This is a genomic window from Bacteroides sp. MSK.18.37 (assembly GCF_019129155.2).
Lineage (GTDB): Bacteria > Bacteroidota > Bacteroidia > Bacteroidales > Bacteroidaceae > Bacteroides > Bacteroides ovatus.
On the sequence record NZ_JAHOIB020000001.1, the window covers coordinates 2304814 to 2328873 of the forward strand.

The 24060-nt window shown below is 39.1% G+C and carries 20 protein-coding genes; 2 read left to right on the forward strand and 18 right to left on the reverse strand.

The annotated features are described in order from the left end of the window. Positions 1–11: 11 nt before the first annotated feature. From KSX81_RS09760 to KSX81_RS09825, 14 genes are all read right to left on the reverse strand, one after another. Positions 12–830, reverse strand: coding sequence for a hypothetical protein (locus KSX81_RS09760; RefSeq protein ID WP_004322349.1), 819 nt, complete (start codon positions 828–830; stop codon positions 12–14). A 223-nt stretch (positions 831–1053) separates the two neighbouring features. Then, positions 1054–3930 (reverse strand): glutaminase family protein, encoded by a 2877-nt coding sequence (locus KSX81_RS09765; RefSeq protein ID WP_004322351.1) that lies wholly within the window; start codon positions 3928–3930, stop codon positions 1054–1056. A 450-nt stretch (positions 3931–4380) separates the two neighbouring features. Next, the gene (locus KSX81_RS09770; RefSeq protein ID WP_004322355.1) at positions 4381–5787 is read right to left on the reverse strand and encodes a hypothetical protein; all 1407 of its coding nucleotides are present in this window, start codon (positions 5785–5787) and stop codon (positions 4381–4383) included. Continuing rightward, the gene (locus KSX81_RS09775) at positions 5784–7358 is read right to left on the reverse strand and encodes an O-antigen ligase family protein (RefSeq protein WP_004322356.1); all 1575 of its coding nucleotides are present in this window, start codon (positions 7356–7358) and stop codon (positions 5784–5786) included. Before KSX81_RS09775 ends, KSX81_RS09770 begins: the two co-directional genes overlap by 4 nt. A gap of 13 nt (positions 7359–7371) precedes the next feature. After that, complete coding sequence (locus KSX81_RS09780) at positions 7372–7764, reverse strand: hypothetical protein (RefSeq protein WP_229070480.1); 393 nt, start codon at positions 7762–7764, stop codon at positions 7372–7374. Positions 7765–8026: 262 nt separating this feature from the next. Continuing rightward, a complete protein-coding gene (locus KSX81_RS09785) occupies positions 8027–8380 on the reverse strand; it encodes a hypothetical protein (RefSeq protein ID WP_004322359.1) in 354 nt (117 codons plus the stop codon). Next, positions 8377–8691 carry a hypothetical protein gene (locus KSX81_RS09790; RefSeq protein ID WP_004322360.1) on the reverse strand — a complete coding sequence of 105 codons (315 nt, stop codon included), beginning with the start codon at positions 8689–8691 and terminating at the stop codon, positions 8377–8379. Before KSX81_RS09790 ends, KSX81_RS09785 begins: the two co-directional genes overlap by 4 nt. 12 nt (positions 8692–8703) lie before the next feature. After that, a complete protein-coding gene (locus tag KSX81_RS09795; protein ID WP_004322361.1) occupies positions 8704–9696 on the reverse strand; it encodes a hypothetical protein in 993 nt (330 codons plus the stop codon). A gap of 20 nt (positions 9697–9716) precedes the next feature. Then, a complete protein-coding gene (locus tag KSX81_RS09800; protein WP_004322362.1) occupies positions 9717–10772 on the reverse strand; it encodes a DUF1573 domain-containing protein in 1056 nt (351 codons plus the stop codon). A gap of 19 nt (positions 10773–10791) precedes the next feature. Beyond that, positions 10792–11655, reverse strand: a complete 864-nt coding sequence (locus KSX81_RS09805; RefSeq protein WP_049942670.1) for a DUF4369 domain-containing protein — start codon at positions 11653–11655, stop codon at positions 10792–10794. A 337-nt stretch (positions 11656–11992) separates the two neighbouring features. Further along, positions 11993–12388 (reverse strand): hypothetical protein, encoded by a 396-nt coding sequence (locus KSX81_RS09810; protein ID WP_004322365.1) that lies wholly within the window; start codon positions 12386–12388, stop codon positions 11993–11995. A 52-nt stretch (positions 12389–12440) separates the two neighbouring features. After that, positions 12441–13097 carry a hypothetical protein gene (locus tag KSX81_RS09815; protein ID WP_004322366.1) on the reverse strand — a complete coding sequence of 219 codons (657 nt, stop codon included), beginning with the start codon at positions 13095–13097 and terminating at the stop codon, positions 12441–12443. A gap of 15 nt (positions 13098–13112) precedes the next feature. Continuing rightward, on the reverse strand, positions 13113–13982 hold the full coding sequence (locus KSX81_RS09820; protein WP_004322367.1) for a hypothetical protein: 870 nt from the start codon (positions 13980–13982) through the stop codon (positions 13113–13115). A 42-nt stretch (positions 13983–14024) separates the two neighbouring features. Then, positions 14025–16049 carry a discoidin domain-containing protein gene (locus KSX81_RS09825; RefSeq protein ID WP_195402091.1) on the reverse strand — a complete coding sequence of 675 codons (2025 nt, stop codon included), beginning with the start codon at positions 16047–16049 and terminating at the stop codon, positions 14025–14027. 265 nt (positions 16050–16314) lie between these two features. Here KSX81_RS09825 and KSX81_RS09830 point away from each other — a divergent pair, with 265 nt between their 5' ends. Further along, the gene (locus tag KSX81_RS09830) at positions 16315–17034 is read left to right on the forward strand and encodes a hypothetical protein (RefSeq protein ID WP_195636889.1); all 720 of its coding nucleotides are present in this window, start codon (positions 16315–16317) and stop codon (positions 17032–17034) included. Between the two features lie 295 nt (positions 17035–17329). Here KSX81_RS09830 and KSX81_RS09835 read toward each other — a convergent pair whose 3' ends face one another. Then, positions 17330–18130 (reverse strand): helix-turn-helix transcriptional regulator, encoded by an 801-nt coding sequence (locus KSX81_RS09835; RefSeq protein WP_229119720.1) that lies wholly within the window; start codon positions 18128–18130, stop codon positions 17330–17332. Positions 18131–18387: 257 nt separating this feature from the next. After that, complete coding sequence (locus KSX81_RS09840) at positions 18388–19023, reverse strand: HU family DNA-binding protein (protein WP_049701691.1); 636 nt, start codon at positions 19021–19023, stop codon at positions 18388–18390. A 333-nt stretch (positions 19024–19356) separates the two neighbouring features. On the opposite strand from KSX81_RS09840, the gene KSX81_RS09845 reads away from it, so the two are divergent. Next, positions 19357–20706, forward strand: coding sequence for a VapE domain-containing protein (locus KSX81_RS09845; RefSeq protein ID WP_217725866.1), 1350 nt, complete (start codon positions 19357–19359; stop codon positions 20704–20706). 182 nt (positions 20707–20888) lie between these two features. Here KSX81_RS09845 and KSX81_RS09850 read toward each other — a convergent pair whose 3' ends face one another. Together KSX81_RS09850 and KSX81_RS09855 are read right to left on the reverse strand one after the other, a co-directional pair. Further along, a complete protein-coding gene (locus KSX81_RS09850; RefSeq protein WP_118419078.1) occupies positions 20889–21977 on the reverse strand; it encodes an acyltransferase in 1089 nt (362 codons plus the stop codon). 26 nt (positions 21978–22003) lie between these two features. Continuing rightward, positions 22004–24058, reverse strand: a complete 2055-nt coding sequence (locus tag KSX81_RS09855; RefSeq protein WP_118419079.1) for a beta-L-arabinofuranosidase domain-containing protein — start codon at positions 24056–24058, stop codon at positions 22004–22006. Positions 24059–24060 lie beyond the last annotated feature (2 nt).

Consider the following 24060-nt stretch of genomic DNA (forward strand, 5'->3'; position numbering starts at 1 on the left):
GAATCTATCTTTTAAAAAGAATTAAAAGATCCATTATAATATATTGCATTTTCACAATAAGGAAGTCTATTATCAAGGTCAGTTTGACTTGGATTAGAACTATTACGATGCGTATGAGCAATAGCTACAACTTGATTTCCATTATAATAATACTTTTTATTGGTAGTATCAAGCATTAGCCCATATAAGCTAGCACTATTTGCAGTATTTCCACTAGTTTCAACTACTGTATATGTACCATCACTAAATGTAAGAATATGAACCTCTACATAATCGGATGAAAGTGCCCAATTATACAAATGCCCTACTAATTCATTCATATTGTTATATGATTCATTAAAAAATGATCTAGTAGTTTGCAAATGGATATTGATATTTTTATCATCAAAAAACTCACTAATCCTCATTGAGTTATCAATACAATAATCAATATTCTTAGCAATCTCATTGAAATCCATGGAAGCAAACTGTGGGTATTTATTGCGTAATGCATCCTTTTTCTGATTCATTAACAATATTTTTTGCTCAATATTAAGCGAACGAATAATAGCCGGTAAATGTGTAACCTTATTTCCATCCGCATTGATCTCAGTTTCAAGATCTGCAAAATTCACTTTTATAAGTTCTTTTTCAAAAACTATTAATGATTGCTGTAAATCAGTTGCAGCAATAATAAAATCTTCTAGTTCTGAAGTGCATGCCACCACGGAACTATTGTTTACAGATTCCAATTCATCATCAGACTGACATCCAATCGTCCAGAAAATAAAAGTGGAAGCCATAAATATATTAAATATTGTTACTCCGTTCTTTAATATAGTACTATTCATATTCAATTAGGTATTAAATTATTAAAACTACTTTTAGTCGCATCTATCACTTCGACGGCAACAGAACCACTATAATCTTAAATATCATTTTTATTTTTGCTAACAACCCCCTTCCTTTATCAATTTCGATGTTAAAATAAAAGTGCCAATTAATAACTAGTTATTAAAAATGTCTCAAACAATTATCCAATACTCTATACTTACAATAGAGCCAACCTACATTTTACTCTAATAACTTTATGAAATAGGCCCCTGTTACCGGTCTTCCCCATGATGTAACTCTTGTTTTCTGATTCACAACATTATAAGTGTCCGCCATTGGTACACGCCATTTGTTTTCATTCATATAATTGTAAAGCGGAAGAATAAACTCACGAAACATAAGCCGGTCATTTTGCAATGCAGCCGTCCATACAGTCCAATCAGCTTTCGCATAATCAGTTTTACTATGCAACGGACAACCGTAAGTATTCAATTTAGTCCTATAAAAAGCAGTTTCCAATTCTACTACTCTATCCGGAAAAACATGAAGGTCAAGGAGTTTATCCCAAATCAAGTTATACTTTTGCCCCCAGCTATCCGGCTGGTCAAAAGCCAAACGATAATGGTCCCCGTCAGAAGCCTGCTTCTCCCATTCCTCGGCCATTCTTTTTGCTGCTGCCAAATATTTTTCAGCATCTTCCTGTTTACCTAGCATTTTTGCCAGAAGAGCATACGATGCAATACCTAAAATTCCTTTGGCAGACAAATTAGCATTATGAGAGTAGCGGCCAGCAAAGCTGTCAGTATCAATCTGTTTATCGGTATCAACCCCGTTCTCCATCAAATAACCCGCCCATTTGGAGAGAGTCTCCCAATGAGCCTTTGCGTAAGATGCATCTTTTTCCGCTTTAGCCATAGCAGCCACCATAATCAGCATATTTCCGGCATGTTCAACTGGTAAATCTCCCCCTTTCGCTTGTCCGTTTACAAACGGATAACCGCCCAAATCATGAGCCGGGAAAGGCTTATTCCATTTACCACTCTCACTATAATAAAAGAAAGGATTCAACATTGCTTTCAGCAGATTGGGATTGTAACAAAGAAATAGCGGTGAAGCAGCATAATAAATATCCAGCGAACCCACCAACGTGGTAAAATAGAGCAACTCATCACTCGAATTCTTAGACATCTGGAAAGACGAAACGGCCTGACGATATGCCGAAGCACACAGTTCTGCGTACTCTTTACCACCGACACGGCAAGCATTTTCCATCAATTGCCTGTCAAAAGCATAGCACCTTGCCATTGTTTCTTTATATACTTTTTCCGCGTCTTCATATAACCCTTCTATCGTTTTATCTCCGTCCTTATTCCAATAAGGTCGTAGGTCCTCACCGAAATAAGCCATTGTATACAATCCATCGAAAGCCGCAATCAGATGTTGAGGAAACTCACTATTCATTTCCAGCTTCTGTGCTATCGCCGCATAACGTTTTTCATTCGACCGACGCATTTCTTTCAAATCACCTTCTTTCATAAAATGCGCCCGCATCTCTGCCGCGTCCCCTTGTGCACAAGTAACATTCTCTTTCGCTCCTAAATAGAAATATCCCCAGGCCGGAGCATCCTTCAGCTTATCCACCCATAACTTCTGATTCTCCCGACCGGTCTTCATCATCACCCAACCGTCTTTTTCATACATCTCCGTAGACTGTCCGGCACGAAAGGCTTTATGAGGATCCATTTCAAAATAAATAGCGACATCATGCTCCTTACCATCCAAAGCCTTAGCCTGATAAGAAATATAATTAACCGGACGACTTAACAGTTCCAAATCATCCAATAAATAAGGAGCCGTAAATGTCAGTTTCAATTCCACATCTCCACAATCAAAAATATAATGTGTTTGGGTAGCCTGCACATCCACTGATTTTTGCCCGGCTTCTTTCAGCTCACCATACAACCCGAAATCTGCAAAGGAAGTACCTCCCCAATTCACACAACGGGCCGCAAACAAGGCTTTTCCATCTTTCATTGTTTCTAAGATAGAATCCGGGATCTGCACTTTCACATCGTTGCGTGCCTTCGTTCCCGTACGAACAAGCTCCTTTCCATTAATAAGCAGTTGCATACCGTCATTATACGAATAACGCACAAAAAGTTGTCTGTTTTTCACTAAGGAAGGATCGAATGAGACTTCCCTTCTAATCCATAGCCTATTGGTATTCCAGGGAGTACCAACACTCGGTCCGCCTTCCGTGCCAAAAGCAGCGCTTCCTTGTGCCCATGCGCTATCATTGAAAGCAGCCATTTCCCAACCCTCTTCCGGTTGTTCTGTTGTATATTTCCCAATCCATTCCTTCTCATTAGAAACAGGAGCTATGCCTTCTACCAATATTCCCGGCTCCTCTGCAAATAAGCCGAAATCAATCAATGCACTACCTTTTTTATTCTCACAATGAGCTGCAATAAGGGCTTTCCCTTCCTTCATTGTATTCAAGATAGAATCCGGCAACTCGACTTTTAAATTTGCCGCTGCGCGGTCCGCACTTACGACTAGTTTTCCGTTAATATATAATTGAACTATGTCATCATACGAATAACGCAAATAAATCTTCTTGTTCTCAAGCAAATATGGATCAATATCCACGATTTCCCTCCGCACCCATATATCAGTTGAAAGCCACTGCGTTCTCGTTTCACGTCTGTCGCGTGTACCGAATGCACCTTCATTTACCTGCCAATATTGATCATTAAAATCCGGTTGCTCCCAGCCTTCATCCGGTCTAAGAGAGGTGTACTTTCCTTCCCAGCTTTCATAATCGTATGCCATTGTTGCAATGGCTTGCATAGGTAGTTCACGTCTACCCATAAAGCGATACATCGTTCCGTCCACCCGCAGGAAACCGACAAAAGGAAGATTTTTCCCATTAGTAAAAATCATATTCTTCTCTGTCAGCTGATCTGTTGTCGACCATAAACGCAGATGTGGGTGGAGCATCAGTAGCGGATAAGCAGGTACACGCAAGTCGTTTTTAATAGTTTCGTCAGAATAAGGAACACTTTTCGAACAGGCTGCCAACAGGATAGCTAACAAATAAAGGATATACTTTCTCATAATTGTTTTTTATTACAAATAATATATTGTCAGGCACTTAGTCCTAACTAACTTTCAATTTACAGTTTTGCAGTTAATAACGACTGCTATGGATACAGAGAGATACATATCTGCTCAATTCTTCTCATTCTTGATAGAAAATATCTCGACATATAGTAACTAAAGCACCTTAAACGAACCATAAGGAGAACTATTATAACCAAACAGAGCCTATGTTGGAATCACAAAATAAGCTAAGGCAAGAAGCGTTATAGATATAACATATCCTATCCTTTCTATTTTGCTATGCCGAAACAAATAATTAAATACAAACAAAGCAATTACCCAACCAAACACTATTTTAATTAAATCATAATGTTTCCCCAAAGGATTCCAAATATAAAGGTATACATTAAGGAAAAACATTATGAATGCCGCATAATTACATACTATATTCATAATATTAAAGGTTCACACTCCTTTTTGAGTTGATATTTTATCCGCTTGATTAACATTGAATTTATCTTTGCAAGCTTTTTCACTATTTTCTCCCAATATACTATCACTGTAACGTATACTTTCGAGAAACTGTTTCATGTATTTATCTTTCGCATTGTCTCCTTCCATCAGAAGGATTTTTGCCATTCCATACGGATGCCCCTCTTTCACCATATTTATCCCGATACACTTCGTATAAACTCCTTTATAAGGTTTCAATAACGGAACTTCATACACATATACCGTATCGGCATTGCAATAATTCTCCATATTCTCCTCTGCGATCACTCTCATATAGCGGGCAGTGTCGAACTGTACCGTTTCCTTTGAACGGTCGGGTACTTTACTCTTACCAAGCGTAAACTTGCCATTCACCAAATTCATTCTCATACATTCATTCTCTTCCGGTGCTAAATTCAATGCAGCCTTTACTTCACCATAAGTCATATTTTTAGCAATGCCATGAGATTGATTTTCAATAAAAAGCGGATATAGCATCAGGCAGTCCTTATCTCTTGATTCCAACAACAAACTATAAAATACACCAATGTTTCTTCCTTCATTTACTCTGAATGAGACCATTTTATCAATAGTCTCAAATCCTGCCGGCATACTCAATTTTATATGAAAGTCTCGTTCACACTCCACCTGATACTCACTAAAAAGCCCCTTCCGCTCTGCGTTCGTAAACGAATAGAATATCCGGGAAGAAGCCTCACGCATTTTATCAGCATCCATTTTCCATTCCTTGTTGTTTCCGTAGTTGACCGACTTGCAGAACTTTGAAAGATATCGCTTTTCTTTTGCCTTTCCCTTTTCTGTAAAGAAGCAACGGAATATCATAGGCGGTCGACCTTCCTTGTAGGCATAGATGCTTGTACAATATGAATATCCTTTATAAACGTTCTTCAATGCAGTGCGGAACACGAACACCGTATCTGCATTCATCGGAGCCTCAGTTCCGGAAAACACCGTCAGTCGTTCTTCAATCAAAGAATCACCGACCTCCATCATAACATAATTTCTCAGAAATTCCGGTTTTCCACATTTTTCCGTCCATGCAATATCAGGGAAAGGCGTCACCATCTTCAGTTCGGGATACATGATGAGACAATCCTTATCGACTGACTCAACGGTCAGCCGATAAAATAAAGAATAAGGGTCTTTCTTGCCGAACGCCCACGTCTCGCTCTTCATCAAATCCGTAAAGCCTTTCGGTTTCTTCCACGAGATGTCCCAAACCTCGGAAACAAACTTCGAATAATAAGAAAATATTTCATCCTTTCTTACGAAGGAGTTTTTTCTCTTTGCAGAAGCATCAGAGAGCATTCCGCCTAGCAATAAGCAGAAAAGAAGTATGATCTTATAATTCTTTTTCATCTTCGTACACTATTAATTAAACCATCTTTTTTCACCATATATCGTATTCTCTTTATCAACGCCGAATTTACTTTTGCAGGCTTTTCCAAAAGTATCTTTGCCAATTCCGAAGCCTTCTCTGTGTTACCTATGCATTTATACAGTTCATACAATTGATAAAGAGGCAAAAAACGACTAGGGCACATATACGAAGCACTCATATAGTATTCTTCAGCCTGTTTATAATCCTTTTTTTCTCTATAGATATCACCCAATAATAATTCAAGATCATAATCTGCCCAATACTTGCGACACTCCAATGCTACCTTCAAAGCCTTCTCGTATTCTTTGGCTTCCGTGAAAACAGCAGCATAATTATACAAGAAATAAGGATTATCTTCGAATCGGTGTTTCAGACTTACATAGTACGGAAGAGCCTCATCATACGAATGACAAAGAGCTAACACTGAAGCCTCCTGCCAACTGCGTTCCGACTGTGTACGTGCGCCCAGCCTAACCTGTCCCAAAAAGAAGCCCATCAACACTGCGGAATACATTATATTCCTGCCCCATGTACCTATCTTTATCCGCTTCAAATAATCAGCAGTCAACATGAGAACGGCAAGAGATGTCACCATCCACGTGAAAGGATACGTAAACGGATAGGAAAAGAAAGAGAATACGCCTATTGATAGCAAAGCATAAAGAGCTATTTTCTTTTCCTGTGTAGGATTTTGCCTATAACAATACACAAGCGCCCCCACAATACCCAAAAGCAAAGCCAATCCGACAATACCGAAATTAATCAGAACTCCCAAATATTCATTAAAAGGCTGCTTTACATTATCCGCTAACATTGCATAGCGATTTTGCGAACCATATTCTTTGAAGTAGTCCGCCTGATAGTCCATATATTTAGCCTCGAAACTTCCGATGCCATGCCCCGTCCAAGGAGCATCTTTCACCATTTCCAAGCCACACCGCCAAATCAACAACCGACCATCTGCCGAATCTTTTTTCAACCAATAGGAGCCGATTATTAACAATCCTATCATAGATACCGATAATAAATATCTCCACAATCTCCCATGAACGAATCTTCCACACAAATACATGACACATACCGCAATGACACTTACCATACCGGATCGCGAATGAGATAAAAATATCGCCAACACCATCACTCCCCCTGCAATCCATCCGGCATATCGAATGTACTTATTTCTATGTATGATCAAAAAAACGACAAAAGGCAATCCGGCACAAAGGCAAGCTGCAAATCCTGCCGGATTATCAAAACTACCGGTCACACGAAAAGTTACATGAGAAGAAAATAAACCTACGTATTGCAATATTCCATAAACAGCCTGCAACCAACAACTGAAAACTATAATACTCCCCCATATCGCCATATCCGCCACTATGGATTTACGCTGCAATGCCAGAAATGCAGCATACACCAGCATCCATAACAGCACAAACAAAACGCAGCACCATTTAGGCACAATATATGCGTCTGTAAATTGGTGGGAATATACAAACATACTGCCTATACATGCTGCGGCAAACAAAATATGAAAGAGTCTTATCATTTTTATCTTAGTATTAAATCAAGTTCTCATCCTCCAATACCTTTTTCAACCGGTAGTAAAATTCCAAATCTTTTGAATAATCCTCTACCCTCTCCGACATCTTTTTCATCAAAGAACTGTGCTTTTCATCTGCAACAGGCATTGAGGCTTCATCAAATTCTGCAACTTCCACTTCTATTACATCTCCTACCTCTAACATACCACTATTCCATATAAAGTGTACCTCTTCAGGCATTTTCAAACCTCCAACGCTCCAATATGCACCACTATGCCAAGTAACATCAGCAGTAAGAAGTGCTCCACCGAGAGGAACACTAGCCTTACATACCTTATCTTTGTATTTTACAATAAGCCCCTTCATCCTATATAAGTCCTTTCTCTTGAAGTTTAACTTTGAGTCGTTCATACTGTCGTATCATCCGTTCCCTGTCACTTTTCGTTTTTTTACATGGCGATACCTCATCTGTCTCAACGACTTTTATTATTATCTTATCACCAATCTCCGGCTTACCTTTAAGCCAAGTAAGATCGTTAGAACAATCCCTCCCAATCAAACTAATAATGGCCTCCGAAGGATAACCATACCTAAGTATCACAGATATAATGCTATCTGAAGCCATTATTATAGGTTTCTCATCATTAATATATATTTTAAATCCTATCATAATCTATTTCTCTTTTAAAATGGCTTCAAGATGTCTGAAACGGCGTAACTTATTTTCCCAGTCCTCGGAATCATTAATCTTATCATCAGCGACACAGCAACGATCTTCCGTGCGTTCATCCACTCTAATAGGTTCCGAAACGGCATCTATATTACCAACCGTTATGGACAATTTAACATCCAATGGTACAAATTCTCCTACCCACTGAATGAAGCTGTTTCTTTGCGGGTCGAAAGCACCTGCTTGTAAATGACATTCAAAGTTTCTTATTCCATTTAGGCCAACCACAATGGAGGCAGCAGAAGCAACACTTATTTTATAGGTGTAATCATTATATTTTAATAGTATCCCTTTCATATTAATCCTTGTTTACTAAGTTGTTCTTTAAGTGTATTGTATTCTGCCATAAGCGAAGCTTTACTTCTTGGTTTGATATGTACAATAGGAGAACACTGATCAAAATCCTCTATTTGTAGAGTCAGGTTATCATTGACGTTGAGACAACGGTCATAATACCAATAGACATGCGATTCTGTCGCAGGATCGATTCCGCCTACAAACAATAGCACACCAGAATTATCTAATGCAAGAATGAAATTGAGAATTCCGTCAGGAATTGCAGCAAGTACAACTTCTGCTTCATTAATAATAATTTTAAAGCCTTTCATATACAACATTAGTTAATTTCCTTGACAATTCCATGTTCCATTTGACCTACAATCGTCTAAGCAATGTTTGCATTCTGAAGAACCATTCCATATAGTCGACTGCCACCCACCCATTCGTTGACATTGATCATAAAATTCTATACATTCACCTATATTATACTGAGTGTTAGTACCCGTTATGGTCCCTCCCTCTTCATATTCATCACATGAAACTACTTCATATATTATTGTAGCAGCGGCTCCAATATAAATTAAAGCGGTTCCAATAGTAGCTCCAACTTCACCGTATGGCGTCGGTTCAGCAAGAGCAATTCCCCAAACTGTTCCAGTCAAATCGCGACAATATCCCAATATACTTCCTACATTCACATCGCCCGATCTCGTTTTAACCTTTGTAATTTTAATACTATTATATGGAGTCTTCAACATCAGACCTTGGTTTTCAAGATAAGACACTTTTTGTAGTCCATAATATAGAACTGCAATAATATTCAACAATCTTTCTTGTTCTATTTCCGGAACTTGCGAATGAATTTCTTCATTCAAGTCTATCAACCTATCCAATAAATCTTGATCGGATTTACTTTTTTTGCATTCACTAATGATTTCTCGAATAAAATCCAACTGCTTATTTGTCAAAGAATTGTATCTTTCTATTAGTTCAATTGCACTCATCATATCAAGCGGGTGAGTTGTTCCTACAGTACGGCTTTTGGCTATTGTAGGGTTCGCATTATACCAATCATCATAAAACTTCTCACGAAAATTCTTAGAGCCTGCAATTTCCGAATAGTCCACATTCAGATCATTCAATTTTCCTACTGTAACTTCAATTTCTTTGGCCACTCCTTTCCCGAAAGCCTCAACCTGTTTTGGAAAATCAATATCTTCTCTCACAATCTCTTTTTCAGAAGCTATTTGTTCGTCTATAAAACCATCATTCAGCGAACAACCTTGTACAAGAAAAGTAACACCAATTACGACAAATAATAATTTTCTCATCATTTTTGTTTTTAAATTAATAATCAATATATATCAGCCAATATTTTCACATATAGAATAGGTCTATTTATCGAATTGGAAGTTATAAAAACGTCCCTAGTGACTTCTCCTGATTCTTCTGATCTAAAGTTAAATCTAACCATTACAGAATCCTTCGGAGAAACAACAAACTCCTTCGTATGGTCTATTAGACTCAAACAAGAACAACTTGTAAAAATCTTCGAGATCTTTAAAGGATATTTTCCGTCATTATAAATGGGAATCACAAAAGATACATTCTCACCAACTTTACAATCAGAAAGAGATACTATATCATTGTCTATTCTAATGCTAGGTTCATCATTTATTTCAAAATCCGGATTCAGGACCTTTTTCGCTGTAATAAATTCATTTTTAAACAATTGCAAATAATAAGGGGTTTCCAATTCCAGCATTGACCTTGCCAATATTTTGGATTCAACAGTATCATTTTCCATTAGTTCTCCTACAATTCCCCAATAAAAGGAGTATGGATACTTTAATGAATCAATTGGATTACTTAGAACCGTTGGAACATATATTCCCTGATCTAAATCCATCTTACATTCCAAGACTTGGTTTAATAAAGAGATGGCGGTACATTTAGAAAGTTTAAAGCGGTTAGGATAATGATAATTAGTTATTTTTTTATCAGAAATAGCTTTGGCTGTATATAAAAAAGTCTCTTTTGTTGCACCTGGAATCAAATCAATGAGTGTGCCTTCTTCTGAAAACACGCAGGTCAAAGGTAACGACAAAGGACAAAGCCACTTCATATACCATTCATTTGAAGAGATATTAATATCTACAATATTATAAATAGTTTTATTGACATCTATATTTTTTTTATTCTTCAAACAATACTCTCGAGACAACTCCTGAGTGGAATCTACCAAGACTATACAAAAAGCTTCTTTAGTGTTATATGCAATTGAGCGAATATCTTCAAATGATCGATTACTGTATATTTTACATATATGCTCGTCACAACTAAACAACCATAAACAAATAATTATAGTAGACAACAAACAGAAAAATGATTTTCTAAGTTTTTTTCTCATATTCAAATGTATATTAGTTCTATTCATTTTCCGTTGTTGATGATGAATGATTAGGAACAACCTCAATAAAGCGAGGCCTTTTAGCATCCAGACTGTCTTTCAAGGCCCTAGCCTTTGCCATATGTTCTTGCAACTCGGTTCTATACTCCCGCCAAGCTAAAAGAATATCGCGTTCTGCCTCAGGCATTAAATCGACAACATGCAAGAATCGCGATAAAATAGCCTCATCTCCCGCAGTTTGATTAATAGGGTCTATATACATAGCCAACCAAGATCGGATAACATCGGGATATTGGGTATATTTTTCTCCAAAAAGCAAACAACCTTCTGTGGAACGTATATACGCATCTCGAAACGACGCATTTAGACGTGCATCACTTTTCATCACTTCCTCTTCCCGCTTGGTTCTCATCAAATAGAGCATCTTGTCTACTTGCTTTTTACATTCGATAATGTACGCATTATAATCATTATTAATAGGAGCACCGGAAACATTCCCCTCACTTCCCCAATCAACAATGCGAAGTTGAATATCCCCCGGTTCTATAACGAAAGAGGTATTATAACGAAACTGTCTACCTTTACTGCAAGAGAGAGAAACCAAAAAAGGTTTCCGGTTGAGCGTTCCTTCGTAATGGAATGTATTACCAACTACCAATATGGTATCTTTGAATGCTTGCTTCATACGTTCAGGTTCTTCAACAAGAGCCGAATGTTCATATAGAAACACATACTCACCATCCAAAGAACGATCTGGAAACTCACCGCTGATTGTGTATCTTTCTTGCCCGTAAAATAGCTGGACAACAGAAGCAAATACAATAATTAATAATGTCCGTGTATATTTCATTTTCGCATATATTAAATTTATATCTTTTATCATCTTGTTTCTATCTACCTCAACATATTTGCAATGGACGTAACCAGCACCATCGAAATTATAATTATGCACCCAAAATCTTTCTTTTTATTTATAAGTACATCTACAATTTCCCATAATAAAAGAAAAAACCAAGTTGAAAGATAAACGATATGCAGCGTTACATCTCCTATCGGATATTTCCTGTTTATCATTGATAACAATATATATAAGATACATAGTCCTATATAAATGTTATTCTTAGTCGACAACATCTTTTTAGTTGACGTTTTATCTTCCTGAATCATATTCTTTATTGTCTCACTTGTTCTATCTACTCTTATACAGATGCCATAGTGATTCAATTCAATTTATTATTAGCAACTCTATATAGATTCTCAAACACAGCGATAGACGCATCTTTACTTAATTTCAACTTATCAATAATCCTGAATATTTTAGAACACGCTGCCACATATTCCGCAAACTCTTTCGTTTGTTCCACATCTTCGCCCTCACGCATAGCATTTTTCTTTGTCCGATACTTTTTGTATGAATCAAGAAATACAGCATATTCATCCAATGCTACAATAGAATCAACCAATGTACGTTCTCTATCACTGACGTTAAGATAATCCCATATTCTTGGATCACTCTTCATTTCATCATGATTCTTTGCTAACTTAGCAGAAGAGCCACAACTTGACATGAATATTAATGCCAAGACTAATGCCAAATAAATCTTCTGTCTGTTCATATTATAAAAAATGATTTATCACCGTCTATTGATGAAATTAAATTTATGCTTCTTATCTTCTCATATCTATATACAATTCCGTTTTATCCTTCCCTGTCATAAAATCAATATTCACGCAATAACATAAATAACGCCAAAAGAAAAAAGTGAAAAGCATCTGAACATCCCTATCCGTTTCAAAAGCATCCAAACATTGATGGTTGTTGGCTCGGAACTTTCCCAAAACGACAGTAAAAGGTAAACTGCCGGTTGCTTCATACGCATTGCATATTTCCTTAAATAAAGGAGATGTAGCCTGTGACAGTTCCTTCTGATAATAAGTTTCTCCATTCACTTGTTTCTTGAATTCATAGCCACAAATAATATGATAAGGATCGTACCGTTTCCAATTCGTATGAAGTGAATCAATCGGATGCTCTTTAGTCTCTACAAAATAGCTACCAAACATATCCGGATAAAGTTTGTCATTAATAGCTTTCAAAGCCTCTTTATCCACATCAATAATATAATGAAATTTATAATGCAGAAGAGCATCCATCATCAACTTTACTGCTTTTCCGTCAGAACTGCCGTAGTTACGTTGCAATGTAGAACGGAAAAAGTTAATCATTTCTGTCTCTATAGCAGACACATCGTTTATTGTAGATGCTTTTGTCTGACAAACAAACAATATGACTCCCAAGAGGAATAAACAAATCTTTTGTTTCATTTTAGTAACAATAAATTAGCAACCTAAATACTTCCTCATTGCCTGAAAAGTATCATAATCATAAACTGTAATCACAATAGCAGAAGTCTGTTGATAACAAGCTATAGCTTTAATCTGATATACGTTATTTATATTATCTTCGACAATTTCAGATGTACATAATTCATTATACCCTATATTATCATTCATTCCAGCATTCAAATTTACTACTGAATAATAACAGGGCTGTTCATTAAATCTAAAATAGCCATCAATCATTGAACCATCTTGCGACCAATCACGCGATGTTAGATCCACGTAATCTCCTATATAGCCATAATAACTTTCTTCACTATTAACATTGGTAAAGAACTGTTTCAATCCATTTACAACAGATTCTCCGATTTCCTCCTCCGAACCACTTAAATCTCCAGGCTTAAAAGGTGTTCCATCAGCTTCTACCCCACGTGTTTTCAACATCACACGAGATATTTTCTTTCTCTTACCTAACGATTTTGGAGATACCAATTTATATTGTCCGTTTTCTTTAATCAAACAAATAACTCCTTTCGCAATATCATCATTTGTTTGCCTTAAGCCCTGTTCTAGATGAGTAAACAATCGCTGTGAAATATTCAAATCAGTAGAATTTGGTCCTTTATATATTAATTTGTCTCCATCAGAATCCACATAAGCATGGTATCTTGCAAAAGCTTTCATATAATGATTTATTTCAGCCTTACACCTCTGTACATTACTGAAATCTATTAAATCAGGAGAAACATCTATATACTCTCCGATGATATTTGAATTCACAGAATCCGAAGTCTCTAAACTATCAACTTCATAACTACATCCAACAAGGATAAAAGAAATAAAACCTAAAACTAACAATACTTTTTTCATAACAATGTACTTTTAAAATTAACAAATATGTAAAGCAACTTACTACTTCCACACCTGCTTTCCCTCCTCATACACCAAAATCCGTTCCTGCTTCCCTCGTGTATGATTCTGCAACAACAGCAACGCCCCTTTAGGAACACCCCTGTAAACCAACGAATCCAACATCGCCGTTTGCTGTCCTAAGGTCCTCCACCCTCTCTTTGTACAATATGACAACTCATAGTCATCCAACGACCGAACATAATTATCCCGGTTGGCAGGCGTATAAATTATCTTATCTATCACCTTCGACGTGCCTAGGTCTAACCCTGTCCAGCCGCCATAGGGTTCCGTGTAATCAAAAGACGTTTCTGTATTACCGTCAAATGCATTTGTATATTCGTGCGAACCATCCTGTTGATAGCAACCGGGAGTGCCTATAACTCTACCGCTTAATGGCAACAGTCCACCTGCTTCATAAAACTCTATTTCCGCCACATTGCAATGTCCCTTTTCCGGTCCTATATAGCGGACATACCGAAAAGGCGTCAAAGAACGGGAATACGCCATCGTCCGCAACCGTTCGGGTTGCTTTTCTATCAGGAAAAGCACCTCTTTCTGACGAAAATCCGGATCATTACTTCCTTCAAAAACACCTCCTATCATACGTTTCTGATACTTCTCATCTTGCCACAAAGGATATTTAGCAAACAGCGTTACATCCTGAACACTATCTGACGGAGTAAAAACATGAAATTCACCGGAAACAGTCATTTCAAAAGGATCAGTCCAAAAACGAAGCCTTCCCCGTTCATAAGTTGCTATCCGCATGACGGGTTCTATCTGGACATCGCTGAAAGCAAGATGTTTACCATCAAATTCCGCCCATGCCACAGGCTCCCAATCCATGCGGCTACTGCCACAAAGATAAGCGATACGCGAACGGGGCTTTCCCGAATAAAGCATAGATGCAGGAATCTCCAGTTTCTTTTTGTATGTCTTTGCGTAATCGGCTGTTACGTCAACGATGTGCGGATCTCGGAAGAAAGGTACAACAGTCGTATCCAAGCGTTGCATTTCTGCCTGCATAATACGATTAAGACTGAACGTATTCCGATAAACCTTTATTTTCGAAGCTCCACACATCTTATCCTTACGGACTTCTTTTATCTTATCCGGATACTCCTGAAAATAAAGCGTACCATATTTATCTGTGAACGACACCCACTGATGCCCATCATTTCCACCTCCATGAAGAGGCATAAAATCTATGGCACAAGGAATTCCCAACGCACGACAAACATAAACGACATAATCGGAAAGTTCACGACAACTGCCCGAAACGCTTTGAGCAATCTCCGGCCCTACATGAGGAAGTCCTTGCGGAACCGTAGTTGTAAAGAAGCGGCTACGTTTACGAAGAGAATCGCACAAACAACGGGCGGCAACAAGCGGATCTTCTATATCAAGAACTGTGGAAGCACGCAGCGAATCAAGCAAAGGATTATACTTTCGATAAATATCCTCACGCCAATAGCTTAATATTTCATCACCAATACGATAAGGAAGAATATACTCGCAAAAATCGGCAAAAAAGACATTCTTCCCCCAAGGCTGATCCTGCCAAACTTTAAATGCCCAGTCGATGTTACTACATAAATAAGCAGAATCGACTGTCAAAACGTCTTTGCAATACTGCAAAGAATCTAAAGAAAACGGTCCATACATCCTTCTGATAGAATCCACCATTGCTTGTGGATATACCTTTTTACTCCGCGCTTCTTGCAAGAGAGTAAAGAAAGTGAGGTATTGTTCCAGCAGCTTACCTTTATAATAGGTATAAGATGGCATATTCTCTATCAGAAAACAAGCTGCCCTATATTTCAAGCTATCCGATGGATTGGATTGATAACGATGTAAAACCTTCTCAAGTTCAACACGATTTTCTCCAGCCTGTGACAAAGCTGCCTCCAACGGAAGTACAATAGCAGTCTCCTTTTTCTTCTCTTGTGAACAAGAATATAAAAGAGAACCGCCTATAATAACAAAAAGGCAAATAATAGGAATCAGCTTTGTCATTGCTTTCATAATATTATTTTTACACAAAGATACGAGCATAACAAATGCCATTCAAGAGAGCGTTACACTCCTATCCCTGTCATATAGGCATTTATCGGGCATATAGAGCCCTAAAAAAGTCATTTTATATCTAAATTGTAACATTAATATATGAGTTATTATAGTCATCAAACAGCTATTTGAACAAATTATTTCATTTTTTGAACAAAACATTCCATCTAATTGCTGTAAAATCCCTTTCTTTGTTTTTCCTAATTTAAATTATAAACAAGACATGAAAAGCAAGAACAAAAAACAGAGTAGTATATACATAATTACACTGTTTGGAATATTATTGACCACATTCCTTATTTATAGTTGTAGCACCGATGAATACAACTATACAAATGAGACAGCAACAGAAGTAAACTCAATTGCCAAAACACGCAGCTTGGTCTCTCAAACTTGGAATACAGGAAATGTATTGATAGATTCCGTTGCCAATTCAGACGAGTTTTATGAATTTGAAAGATGTAGCGAACAATTAGCGGACAAGTTTAGTGCTTATACATCCAAACTAAATAATGAAGAATATGACAAACTCATGGAAAGTCTGAATGATGATGAGTATATGGAAGATTTCATCAAAAAAGCGAATCTGGAAGAAGAACTCCGACAAATGGATGAAGCTAAAAAAGGCTTGCTTGAACGTACGGTATTCTTAAGATTGAGTGAAGAGGAACGGTTGTTATTATTCAGGCAATATGCCAAAAGTCGTGGGCTAGCAAAAAGAAAGATATTAAAAACACGCAAAGAAGGAAATGGAAACAGTAAATGTGAAGAATTGAGACAAGCAGCATACGAACAAGCTGAAACGGAGTATGATAATGCCATAGCTACAAACTGTAAGGGCATGGGTCCTCTCTCACCATGTTACTTGAAAGAAACAGCAGTATATAAAGCAAATATAAGAATAGCAAATAAAGATTATGAGAATTGTATAAATAATCAATAACAATGATTCGCTATATTATACTTTATTGCAGTACATGCGCTGTCTGCATTACCATGTGTTATCTAGATCTTTTTATAGATAACATCAATTCTATTCTTCAACTGTTTCTCATCCATTTCTTCGATTTTCTTTCATGGATCATACTAACAATAGGCGCAATCAAATGTATGCCAGAAAAAGCATATTCTAATAAACGAGTATGGTTTTATTGTGCAGCGATGTCAGGAATGCTTGCAGCAATTAAGTCTTTCGTCAAACTAATAGAAATATTAGACACATAAAGATAAGAGAAGAGTTAATTAATCTCCAGTAAAAAAGCCTCCAATTCTTTATCTACAATCCCTAAACGTTTCCGGGCACGTGATCGCATAGTACGATAAGATCCGTCGCTTACACATAGAACTGACAAAATCTCTTCTTTTGTTTTATACATTCGGATCAATACGCATAACACAATATCTCGTGGAGGAAGCTGAAAGTTTTGCGACTTCAACCAACAAAAAAAGTCAGGATCTATCGTTCTACACCCTTCTACCAATGATAGATAGTCTTGGGCAGACAATTGAGCAATAGATTTATTCTCTATCAATTTACGAACTAAAGAAATACCTCTTTGGGTAGATAAAGGAGAAGCTAGCAATTGCTGTAACTTTTGAGATTGAATAATAGATTGTTGCCGTTCATTCTGCAATTTTTGATATAACGAAATCGAATACTTAATTATACCGGCTATCAATATGCCAACAACCACTAAAGTAGGAATTGTATAGGTAGACAATGCCGGTGCCACCTCCTGATGTATTTCTTTTGGCATAACGACATATATCTGATCTGCTGTAATTAAAAGAAAAGCAGCGATACACTGCCAGTCCGTTATTTCGGAAGGTATACCATGTGCCTCCCTCTCACGGAATGTCCACAATAATGCTCCCACAAAGAGTGTCAGCCACATTGAAAGATGTATGGAAGATGAAAACGCATCAACATACATTTCAGGGAAAAATGCCTGAAATATATAAGCAGCCAACAGAATCGCGCAACAAAGCAAGCCTCCCGACAGTAATTGTTTAAAAGAATAAATAGACTGTTTCATCATTCTCTTTATCTTGTGCTCTTGAATCACAAATATAAGAAAAAAGTATCTTTACATCATTAATCGACCTCTATATTTTTACCGAAAAACAAAAAAGCCCTATATTATCATACGAAATGATTACAGCCTTCACCGCTTCCACTTTCTTCCCGAAACCTCTGTCCAGAGCAGGAAAGCGGGTGAAAGCGACCATGCAAAAGCCATTCTATCACGCTTTCACCGACACACTTCAAATCGACGCTTACTCAAATCGTTTCCATTTACCGCCGAAGCACATCACGAGACACCCCGTAATAACCCGCTGCAGCCACATAAATCGGCTGCATACGTTTGCCGATATTTCGCAATTTACCTTCTTCCAGCAATCGCCGGAGATGACGATTCGCCGTAGTCCGTGTCATACAGCATACTTCCTGAAAATCATAACGAAGCATTACGTCATGATCGGCGAAATATTCCTTCAGCCGCATATCTATCTCCACCTCCGACAAAGACTCCGAATGGCGCGCATACTTACTCCGGCTGGCTTTGACACCTACCAATTCACCCCGCAGGCGAGCATCCGGACGGAAACCGATCGTTTTCAGTTCCATCTTCGACCATTTGTTTTTAGTACTGCGGGTCACCTTTTGCGTGCTCCTCAAAATAGGGGCAAAATAGCCTAGCCCCTCGATATGTACCTCGCGTCCTTCACGTAGTTCTTCACCACAAATTTGGGCAAGCATCTCGAACGCATTTTTTACATCACCTACGGAAAGCGAACTGCGTCCGTGAATCATCCGGCACAGTTTATCCGTTCCCACCTTACCATTCAAAAAAATGCGGGGATGCAAACCTTTCTCTTCCGAATCATCGGACTCACCGGGATTCTCATACCAATCGTAAAGTATAGCCATTAGTAGTTAACGTTTTGATAGTGAATATATTTCATGTAAAAACTTTAAGTTTATTATTAAACCACTATCGTAGTTCATTCAAATCACAGTCGTTATCCAATTAGATCACTCTTGTCATTTGATTGGACCACGAAAGTGAATCATCAATAACTCTTCGTCAAAGATACGATAAAAAATAGAGAAAAGGATGATAAGAAGCCGACTTCTTCAGATACGTAGAAATTAATATTTTTTCCGGAGAAATACTTGCAAACCGACCTCATCCTATAGTACATTCGCAGTATCAGCGCTGAACAATAAACCGATTTTAATCACTTTAAAACAGAAAAAATAATGAATGCAATAACATTGATATGGAGACAGGTATTGAAGGAACTAAAATTGTTCCAAATGAAGAAGAACAAAGAAGATGCAGCAGAGAAAACCGAGGAAGAGCAACTGAAAACGCCAGAATCAGAAGGTCATGAAGATATATATACTGCTCCCCTGCCGGACACTGCACCGCCTACTGGAAAAAAGAAAGAGACAGAACGAAAACAACCGGTCCGATTAACCCAAGAGGTACGTACATTCCTGCAAAAACAGTATGATTTTCGTTACAACCTATTGACGGAAGAAACGGAATATCGTCCTGCCAACAAACGTGCCGTTCCTTTCGAACCTGTAAGTAAGCGGGAACTGAACACTTTCTGCATGGAAGCACACGACCAGGGCATATCCTGCTGGGATAAAGACTTGAGCCGTTACATTTATTCCACTTGTATTCCTGAATACCATCCTTTCCGGCTTTACATGGAAGAACTGCCCGGCTGGGATGGGACAGACAGACTGGAAGCTTTGGCGCAGCGTGTCTCTGACAATCAGCTCTGGATAAAAAGCTTCCATACCTGGATGCTGGGACTCACCGCCCAATGGTTAGGCATGACGGGAATACATGCCAACAGCGTAGCCCCCATACTTGTCAGCAGCGAGCAGGGACGACAAAAATCCACATTTTGCAAGGCACTGATGCCGCCGGCACTGTCACGTTATTACATGGACAACCTGAAACTGTCTGCACAAGGAAAACCGGAAAGGTTACTTGCCGAAATGGGACTCCTGAACATGGATGAATTTGACAAATACGGAACGCAGCAAATGCCATTATTGAAGAATCTGATGCAAATGGCAAACCTGAATATCTGCAAAGCTTATCAAAAGAATTTCCGCAACTTGCCGCGCATCGCTTCTTTCATCGGTACAAGCAACCGTTTTGACTTGCTCACCGATCCCACCGGTAGCCGGCGATTCATCTGCATTGAAGCAGAACATCTGATCGACTGCGAAGGTATCATGCACGATCAGATCTATGCCCAACTGAAAGCTGAACTGCTCTCCGGCATCCGCTATTGGTTCACAAAAGAAGAGGAACGGGAACTGCAACGCCACAATGCTGCTTTTTATCATCCGTGTCCGGCAGAGGAAGTCTTTCATGCCTGCTTCCGGATAGCTGAAAACGACGAAGAGGGAAGCGAACGGCTCTCAGCTTCGGACATATTCAGGAGACTGAAGATGTATAACCCCGCTGCCATGCGTGGAAGTAATCCGGCTACGTTCGCGCAAGTTTTGCTTGCGGCAGGGGTCACCCGTAAACATACCAAATATGGGAATATATATTTGGTGAAACCGATGAAAGCGGCATAAAGCTCCAAACAGAGGGAGGGTTCACCCGTAAGAAGCTGGGAAAGAACTGTTTACAAAGGGGTGAAAGAGGTGAAAAGAGAAAGAGGATATTAAGAGGGAAATAAGCTATAAACAATAAGATTTTGAATAGAAAATCAGGAAAAACTTGATTATCTATTCAAAATCTTATTGTTTCCGGATATTTATCCTACTATCCATTTACTGCCCGGTATAAACGAAATGATCTTAGTTGTTACAAAACAACAGATAAACGTAACCACTGCGATACATGGTATAGCGGCAACAGTGGGAAGCGCCAATGTATCTTTGAACACAGTCACCCACAGTCCGAGCCAGAATATGTGCATAAGATACATACCATAGCTAAGTTTCGATGTTTCTGTCACCAACTTGGGAGCTTGCGGACGTTTGATACATGTAAACATAAGGAATGTACCCGTTGTGAGAAGCACACAGTTAATCGTACAGAAAGCCCATCCTATTTCTATTACAGGTGTGGAATGGAGTTCGCCGGGTATAGCCTGCACATAGAATGAATAAATAGTCCATACAGCACCGATCACCATTAAAATAGTTCCTATAGTGAAACGTTTGGAACGGTTCCACGTAAGGTGTACACGAATGTAATGCGCCAGAACAAGATAGCCCAGATAACCGGAGAAGTACCACAACATGTGGTATTCATTCCAGAAACATTGTCCCCACACTTCACCGCACCAACGATTGAGATAAGGCATACAGGTTGACAACACGAACAGCCCTATAAAGAAACGCTCTTCTTTAGCCGTGGCTTTTCTCAACCATGGGGATATAATTGGGATAAACAAATAAAGACTTATCAGAGGATACATAAACCACAAGTGTCCGGCTAGCGTCGGGAAATTCAGGAATATCCGCGACAAGTCCTTCATAGATGTTTCTCCGTCTATCTGTCCCCACAACATAGGTAGAGTGCTGTACAGTATCATGAATATGAAAAACGGTGGAAGGATGCGAAGACAGCGCTGGCGATAGAATTGCCACATAGACTGCTCTTCCTTCATCGGTGCAAGCAGGAAGGCAGAGACTATCATGAACAGGGGTACTGCCATACGTGAAAAACCGTCGTACACTGATACCCATAACCGGTCTACTTCATTTGCCAAAAAAGACTGCGGACCTGCCATATCAGTGGCTCCGGGAGCACAGTAGAAGTTTTCACTGGCATGAACAAGGATGACGAGAAAGCATGCAAACACACGGATGTAATCTAAAAAAACAATACGTTTCATTTATTCTAAGTTTTCTAGTTATTAATTTATTCTTTTGTGTTCGGGAACGCAGAGATTCTCAACCGTGCCGCACCCATGGGGATCAATGTTATTTCTTCTTTATCACCTTTCACCGCATCTTCTTCCGGCAATACGCCACACAGTCCTGTTTCGTCTATCTTCCATTCAGGTACCGGACGACCGATAGCTTTTACTTCTAAAGGTACACTGGTTGCTGTGAAAGGATAGTTGTCAGCCGGCCAGGATTTACGGATTACCTTGAAATTCTTCAAAGGTTCTTTCTTATCCAATACCAATGAATAATTCCAGGGGCTATCCGGATAGATTTCAGTAGTAGGCCATTTCTTCGAATCAGCACCTTTCTGCCATTTTGAATCACCGATAGCTGTTTCTCGACTGTCTTTCTCTACATATTTCTCTGCAATCTTAAGAGACAAAGTCAAAGGTCCGTAATCTACGCTTACACTGTTTTTATTAACCTGCCAGGTACGCATAGACAAAGACATCGGAAGAGTCAATTCCACACGATCACCATTCGCCCACTCACGATTGATGCAAAGATATTTTCCCGCTACAGGAGCTGCACTTACTTTCTTGCCATTCACCCGCACTTCCGCCTTTTGAGTCCATGAAGGAATACGGAGATAGAACGGAAAAGCGACCTTTTCACCGGTAGAAACAGTAAAGGCAATAGCTTCTTCAAAAGGATAATTTGTCTCTTCGTGAAGAGTGATTTCCTTGCCGTCACCCACTTTCACTGTAGCTTTGCAAGCTGCATAAATAGCTGTTGCCACTCCGTTGTCGGGAGTTGCCAATACCAGATGTTCGGTGAAGTAAGGCCAGCCTTGTGCATGGTTGTGTTGGCAGCAACGACTGCTGAAAGGATTCATCGAAAGGAACGGTCCACGATTGTCAATGCCCGGATGATGATTCTTCGAATCACTGATGGCATGGTTCGGACAAGTGATATAACGCAATGCCTTGAAGTCCGGCATCACGGCAGCCGGATAAGAGTTGAACGCTACTTCTTCACAGTGTTCCGCCCACATGGGATCTCCTGTCATGCAAAGCATGATTTCATCAGAAGCCATTTGTTCAACCAGTCCGCAGGTTTCCACTCCCTGACGGGGATCAATATATCCCAGACGGGCATTTTCGTCCGCACCGAACATACCACCGGGAACCTGACCAAAAGTACGCCGTATCAGATGATGGACATTATAAGAGGCTTTCAGCATCGCTGAATCTCCCGTCTGCATATAATAAGTAGCCGGTTCACGGAAACATTGGGCGATATTGACATTGTGCCAGTTAGGTAAGGAGGTGGATTTCGTCCAGTCGGCTGTGTTACGGTGAATCTTCTCGGCTAATTCGAGTAGGAAAGCATCCCCGGTATGATTGTAAAGCCAGTAGATACTGATGATGTTATCACCTCCACGGCTGTTCTCCCAGTAATCTTCCAGAAGCTGGTCGTCGGGAACAGTCATCTGCCACTTGAAGTAATTCGTCATCAGGTCAATGACACGCTGATCTTGAGAATACTCATAATAAGATTGCAGACACCAGAGCATAATCATCTGTGCCCAAAGTTCGCGTTTGCCGTTACGTTCATTGACCGGACCGAAATAGCCATCCGGCTGGCGACTGGCAAATACACCTTCAATCCAATATTTGGTTTCTTCAATCATCTTCGGGTCATTCAGGATATATGCCAAATTGCCATACCCTTTGAGCCAGTAAGGAACTTCCTCCCAACCGTGATCGCCACCAGTTGTCAACCAGGCATTATTATCCTTTTCCAGCCAAGCGCTGATCTCTCCCAAATGTCCGGTCAGACCGTCGCGCTGCAATTCGAGATACTTCTTCACCCAGCCTTCGGGCTGAATACTGCCTACCGGCAACTTTATAAAATTCAACGGTCGAAGCGGAGCGCGATACCCGATGTAATTGGTATTGACGGACTGTATGTCCGGTCGGTCCACTACTGTCACCGTACCACTAGAAGAAGCAGGCGCACAAGCTGTAACCGCCACTCCAAGCACTATCGATGCAAAAAGTCCTTTAGTTTTATTTTTTTTCATTT

Bases quoted from the DNA above. Each gene is read 5' to 3' on its own strand.
- KSX81_RS09810 (WP_004322365.1), bottom strand. From the start codon at position 12,388: ATGAACAGACAGAAGATTTATTTGGCATTAGTCTTGGCATTAATATTC.
- KSX81_RS09800 (WP_004322362.1), bottom strand. From the start codon at position 10,772: ATGAGAAAAAAACTTAGAAAATCATTTTTCTGTTTGTTGTCTACTATA.
- KSX81_RS09780 (WP_229070480.1), bottom strand. From the start codon at position 7,764: ATGAACGACTCAAAGTTAAACTTCAAGAGAAAGGACTTATATAGGATG.
- KSX81_RS09815 (WP_004322366.1), bottom strand. From the start codon at position 13,097: ATGAAACAAAAGATTTGTTTATTCCTCTTGGGAGTCATATTGTTTGTT.
- KSX81_RS09845 (WP_217725866.1), top strand. From the start codon at position 19,357: ATGAATGCAATAACATTGATATGGAGACAGGTATTGAAGGAACTAAAA.
- KSX81_RS09820 (WP_004322367.1), bottom strand. From the start codon at position 13,982: ATGAAAAAAGTATTGTTAGTTTTAGGTTTTATTTCTTTTATCCTTGTT.
- KSX81_RS09795 (WP_004322361.1), bottom strand. From the start codon at position 9,696: ATGATGAGAAAATTATTATTTGTCGTAATTGGTGTTACTTTTCTTGTA.
- KSX81_RS09770 (WP_004322355.1), bottom strand. From the start codon at position 5,787: ATGAAAAAGAATTATAAGATCATACTTCTTTTCTGCTTATTGCTAGGC.
- KSX81_RS09785 (WP_004322359.1), bottom strand. From the start codon at position 8,380: ATGAAAGGGATACTATTAAAATATAATGATTACACCTATAAAATAAGT.
- KSX81_RS09840 (WP_049701691.1), bottom strand. From the start codon at position 19,023: ATGGCTATACTTTACGATTGGTATGAGAATCCCGGTGAGTCCGATGAT.
- KSX81_RS09760 (WP_004322349.1), bottom strand. From the start codon at position 830: ATGAATAGTACTATATTAAAGAACGGAGTAACAATATTTAATATATTT.
- KSX81_RS09850 (WP_118419078.1), bottom strand. From the start codon at position 21,977: ATGAAACGTATTGTTTTTTTAGATTACATCCGTGTGTTTGCATGCTTT.
- KSX81_RS09765 (WP_004322351.1), bottom strand. From the start codon at position 3,930: ATGAGAAAGTATATCCTTTATTTGTTAGCTATCCTGTTGGCAGCCTGT.
- KSX81_RS09830 (WP_195636889.1), top strand. From the start codon at position 16,315: ATGAAAAGCAAGAACAAAAAACAGAGTAGTATATACATAATTACACTG.
- KSX81_RS09775 (WP_004322356.1), bottom strand. From the start codon at position 7,358: ATGATAAGACTCTTTCATATTTTGTTTGCCGCAGCATGTATAGGCAGT.
- KSX81_RS09790 (WP_004322360.1), bottom strand. From the start codon at position 8,691: ATGAAAGGCTTTAAAATTATTATTAATGAAGCAGAAGTTGTACTTGCT.
- KSX81_RS09855 (WP_118419079.1), bottom strand. From the start codon at position 24,058: ATGAAAAAAAATAAAACTAAAGGACTTTTTGCATCGATAGTGCTTGGA.
- KSX81_RS09835 (WP_229119720.1), bottom strand. From the start codon at position 18,130: ATGATGAAACAGTCTATTTATTCTTTTAAACAATTACTGTCGGGAGGC.
- KSX81_RS09805 (WP_049942670.1), bottom strand. From the start codon at position 11,655: ATGATAAAAGATATAAATTTAATATATGCGAAAATGAAATATACACGG.
- KSX81_RS09825 (WP_195402091.1), bottom strand. From the start codon at position 16,049: ATGAAAGCAATGACAAAGCTGATTCCTATTATTTGCCTTTTTGTTATT.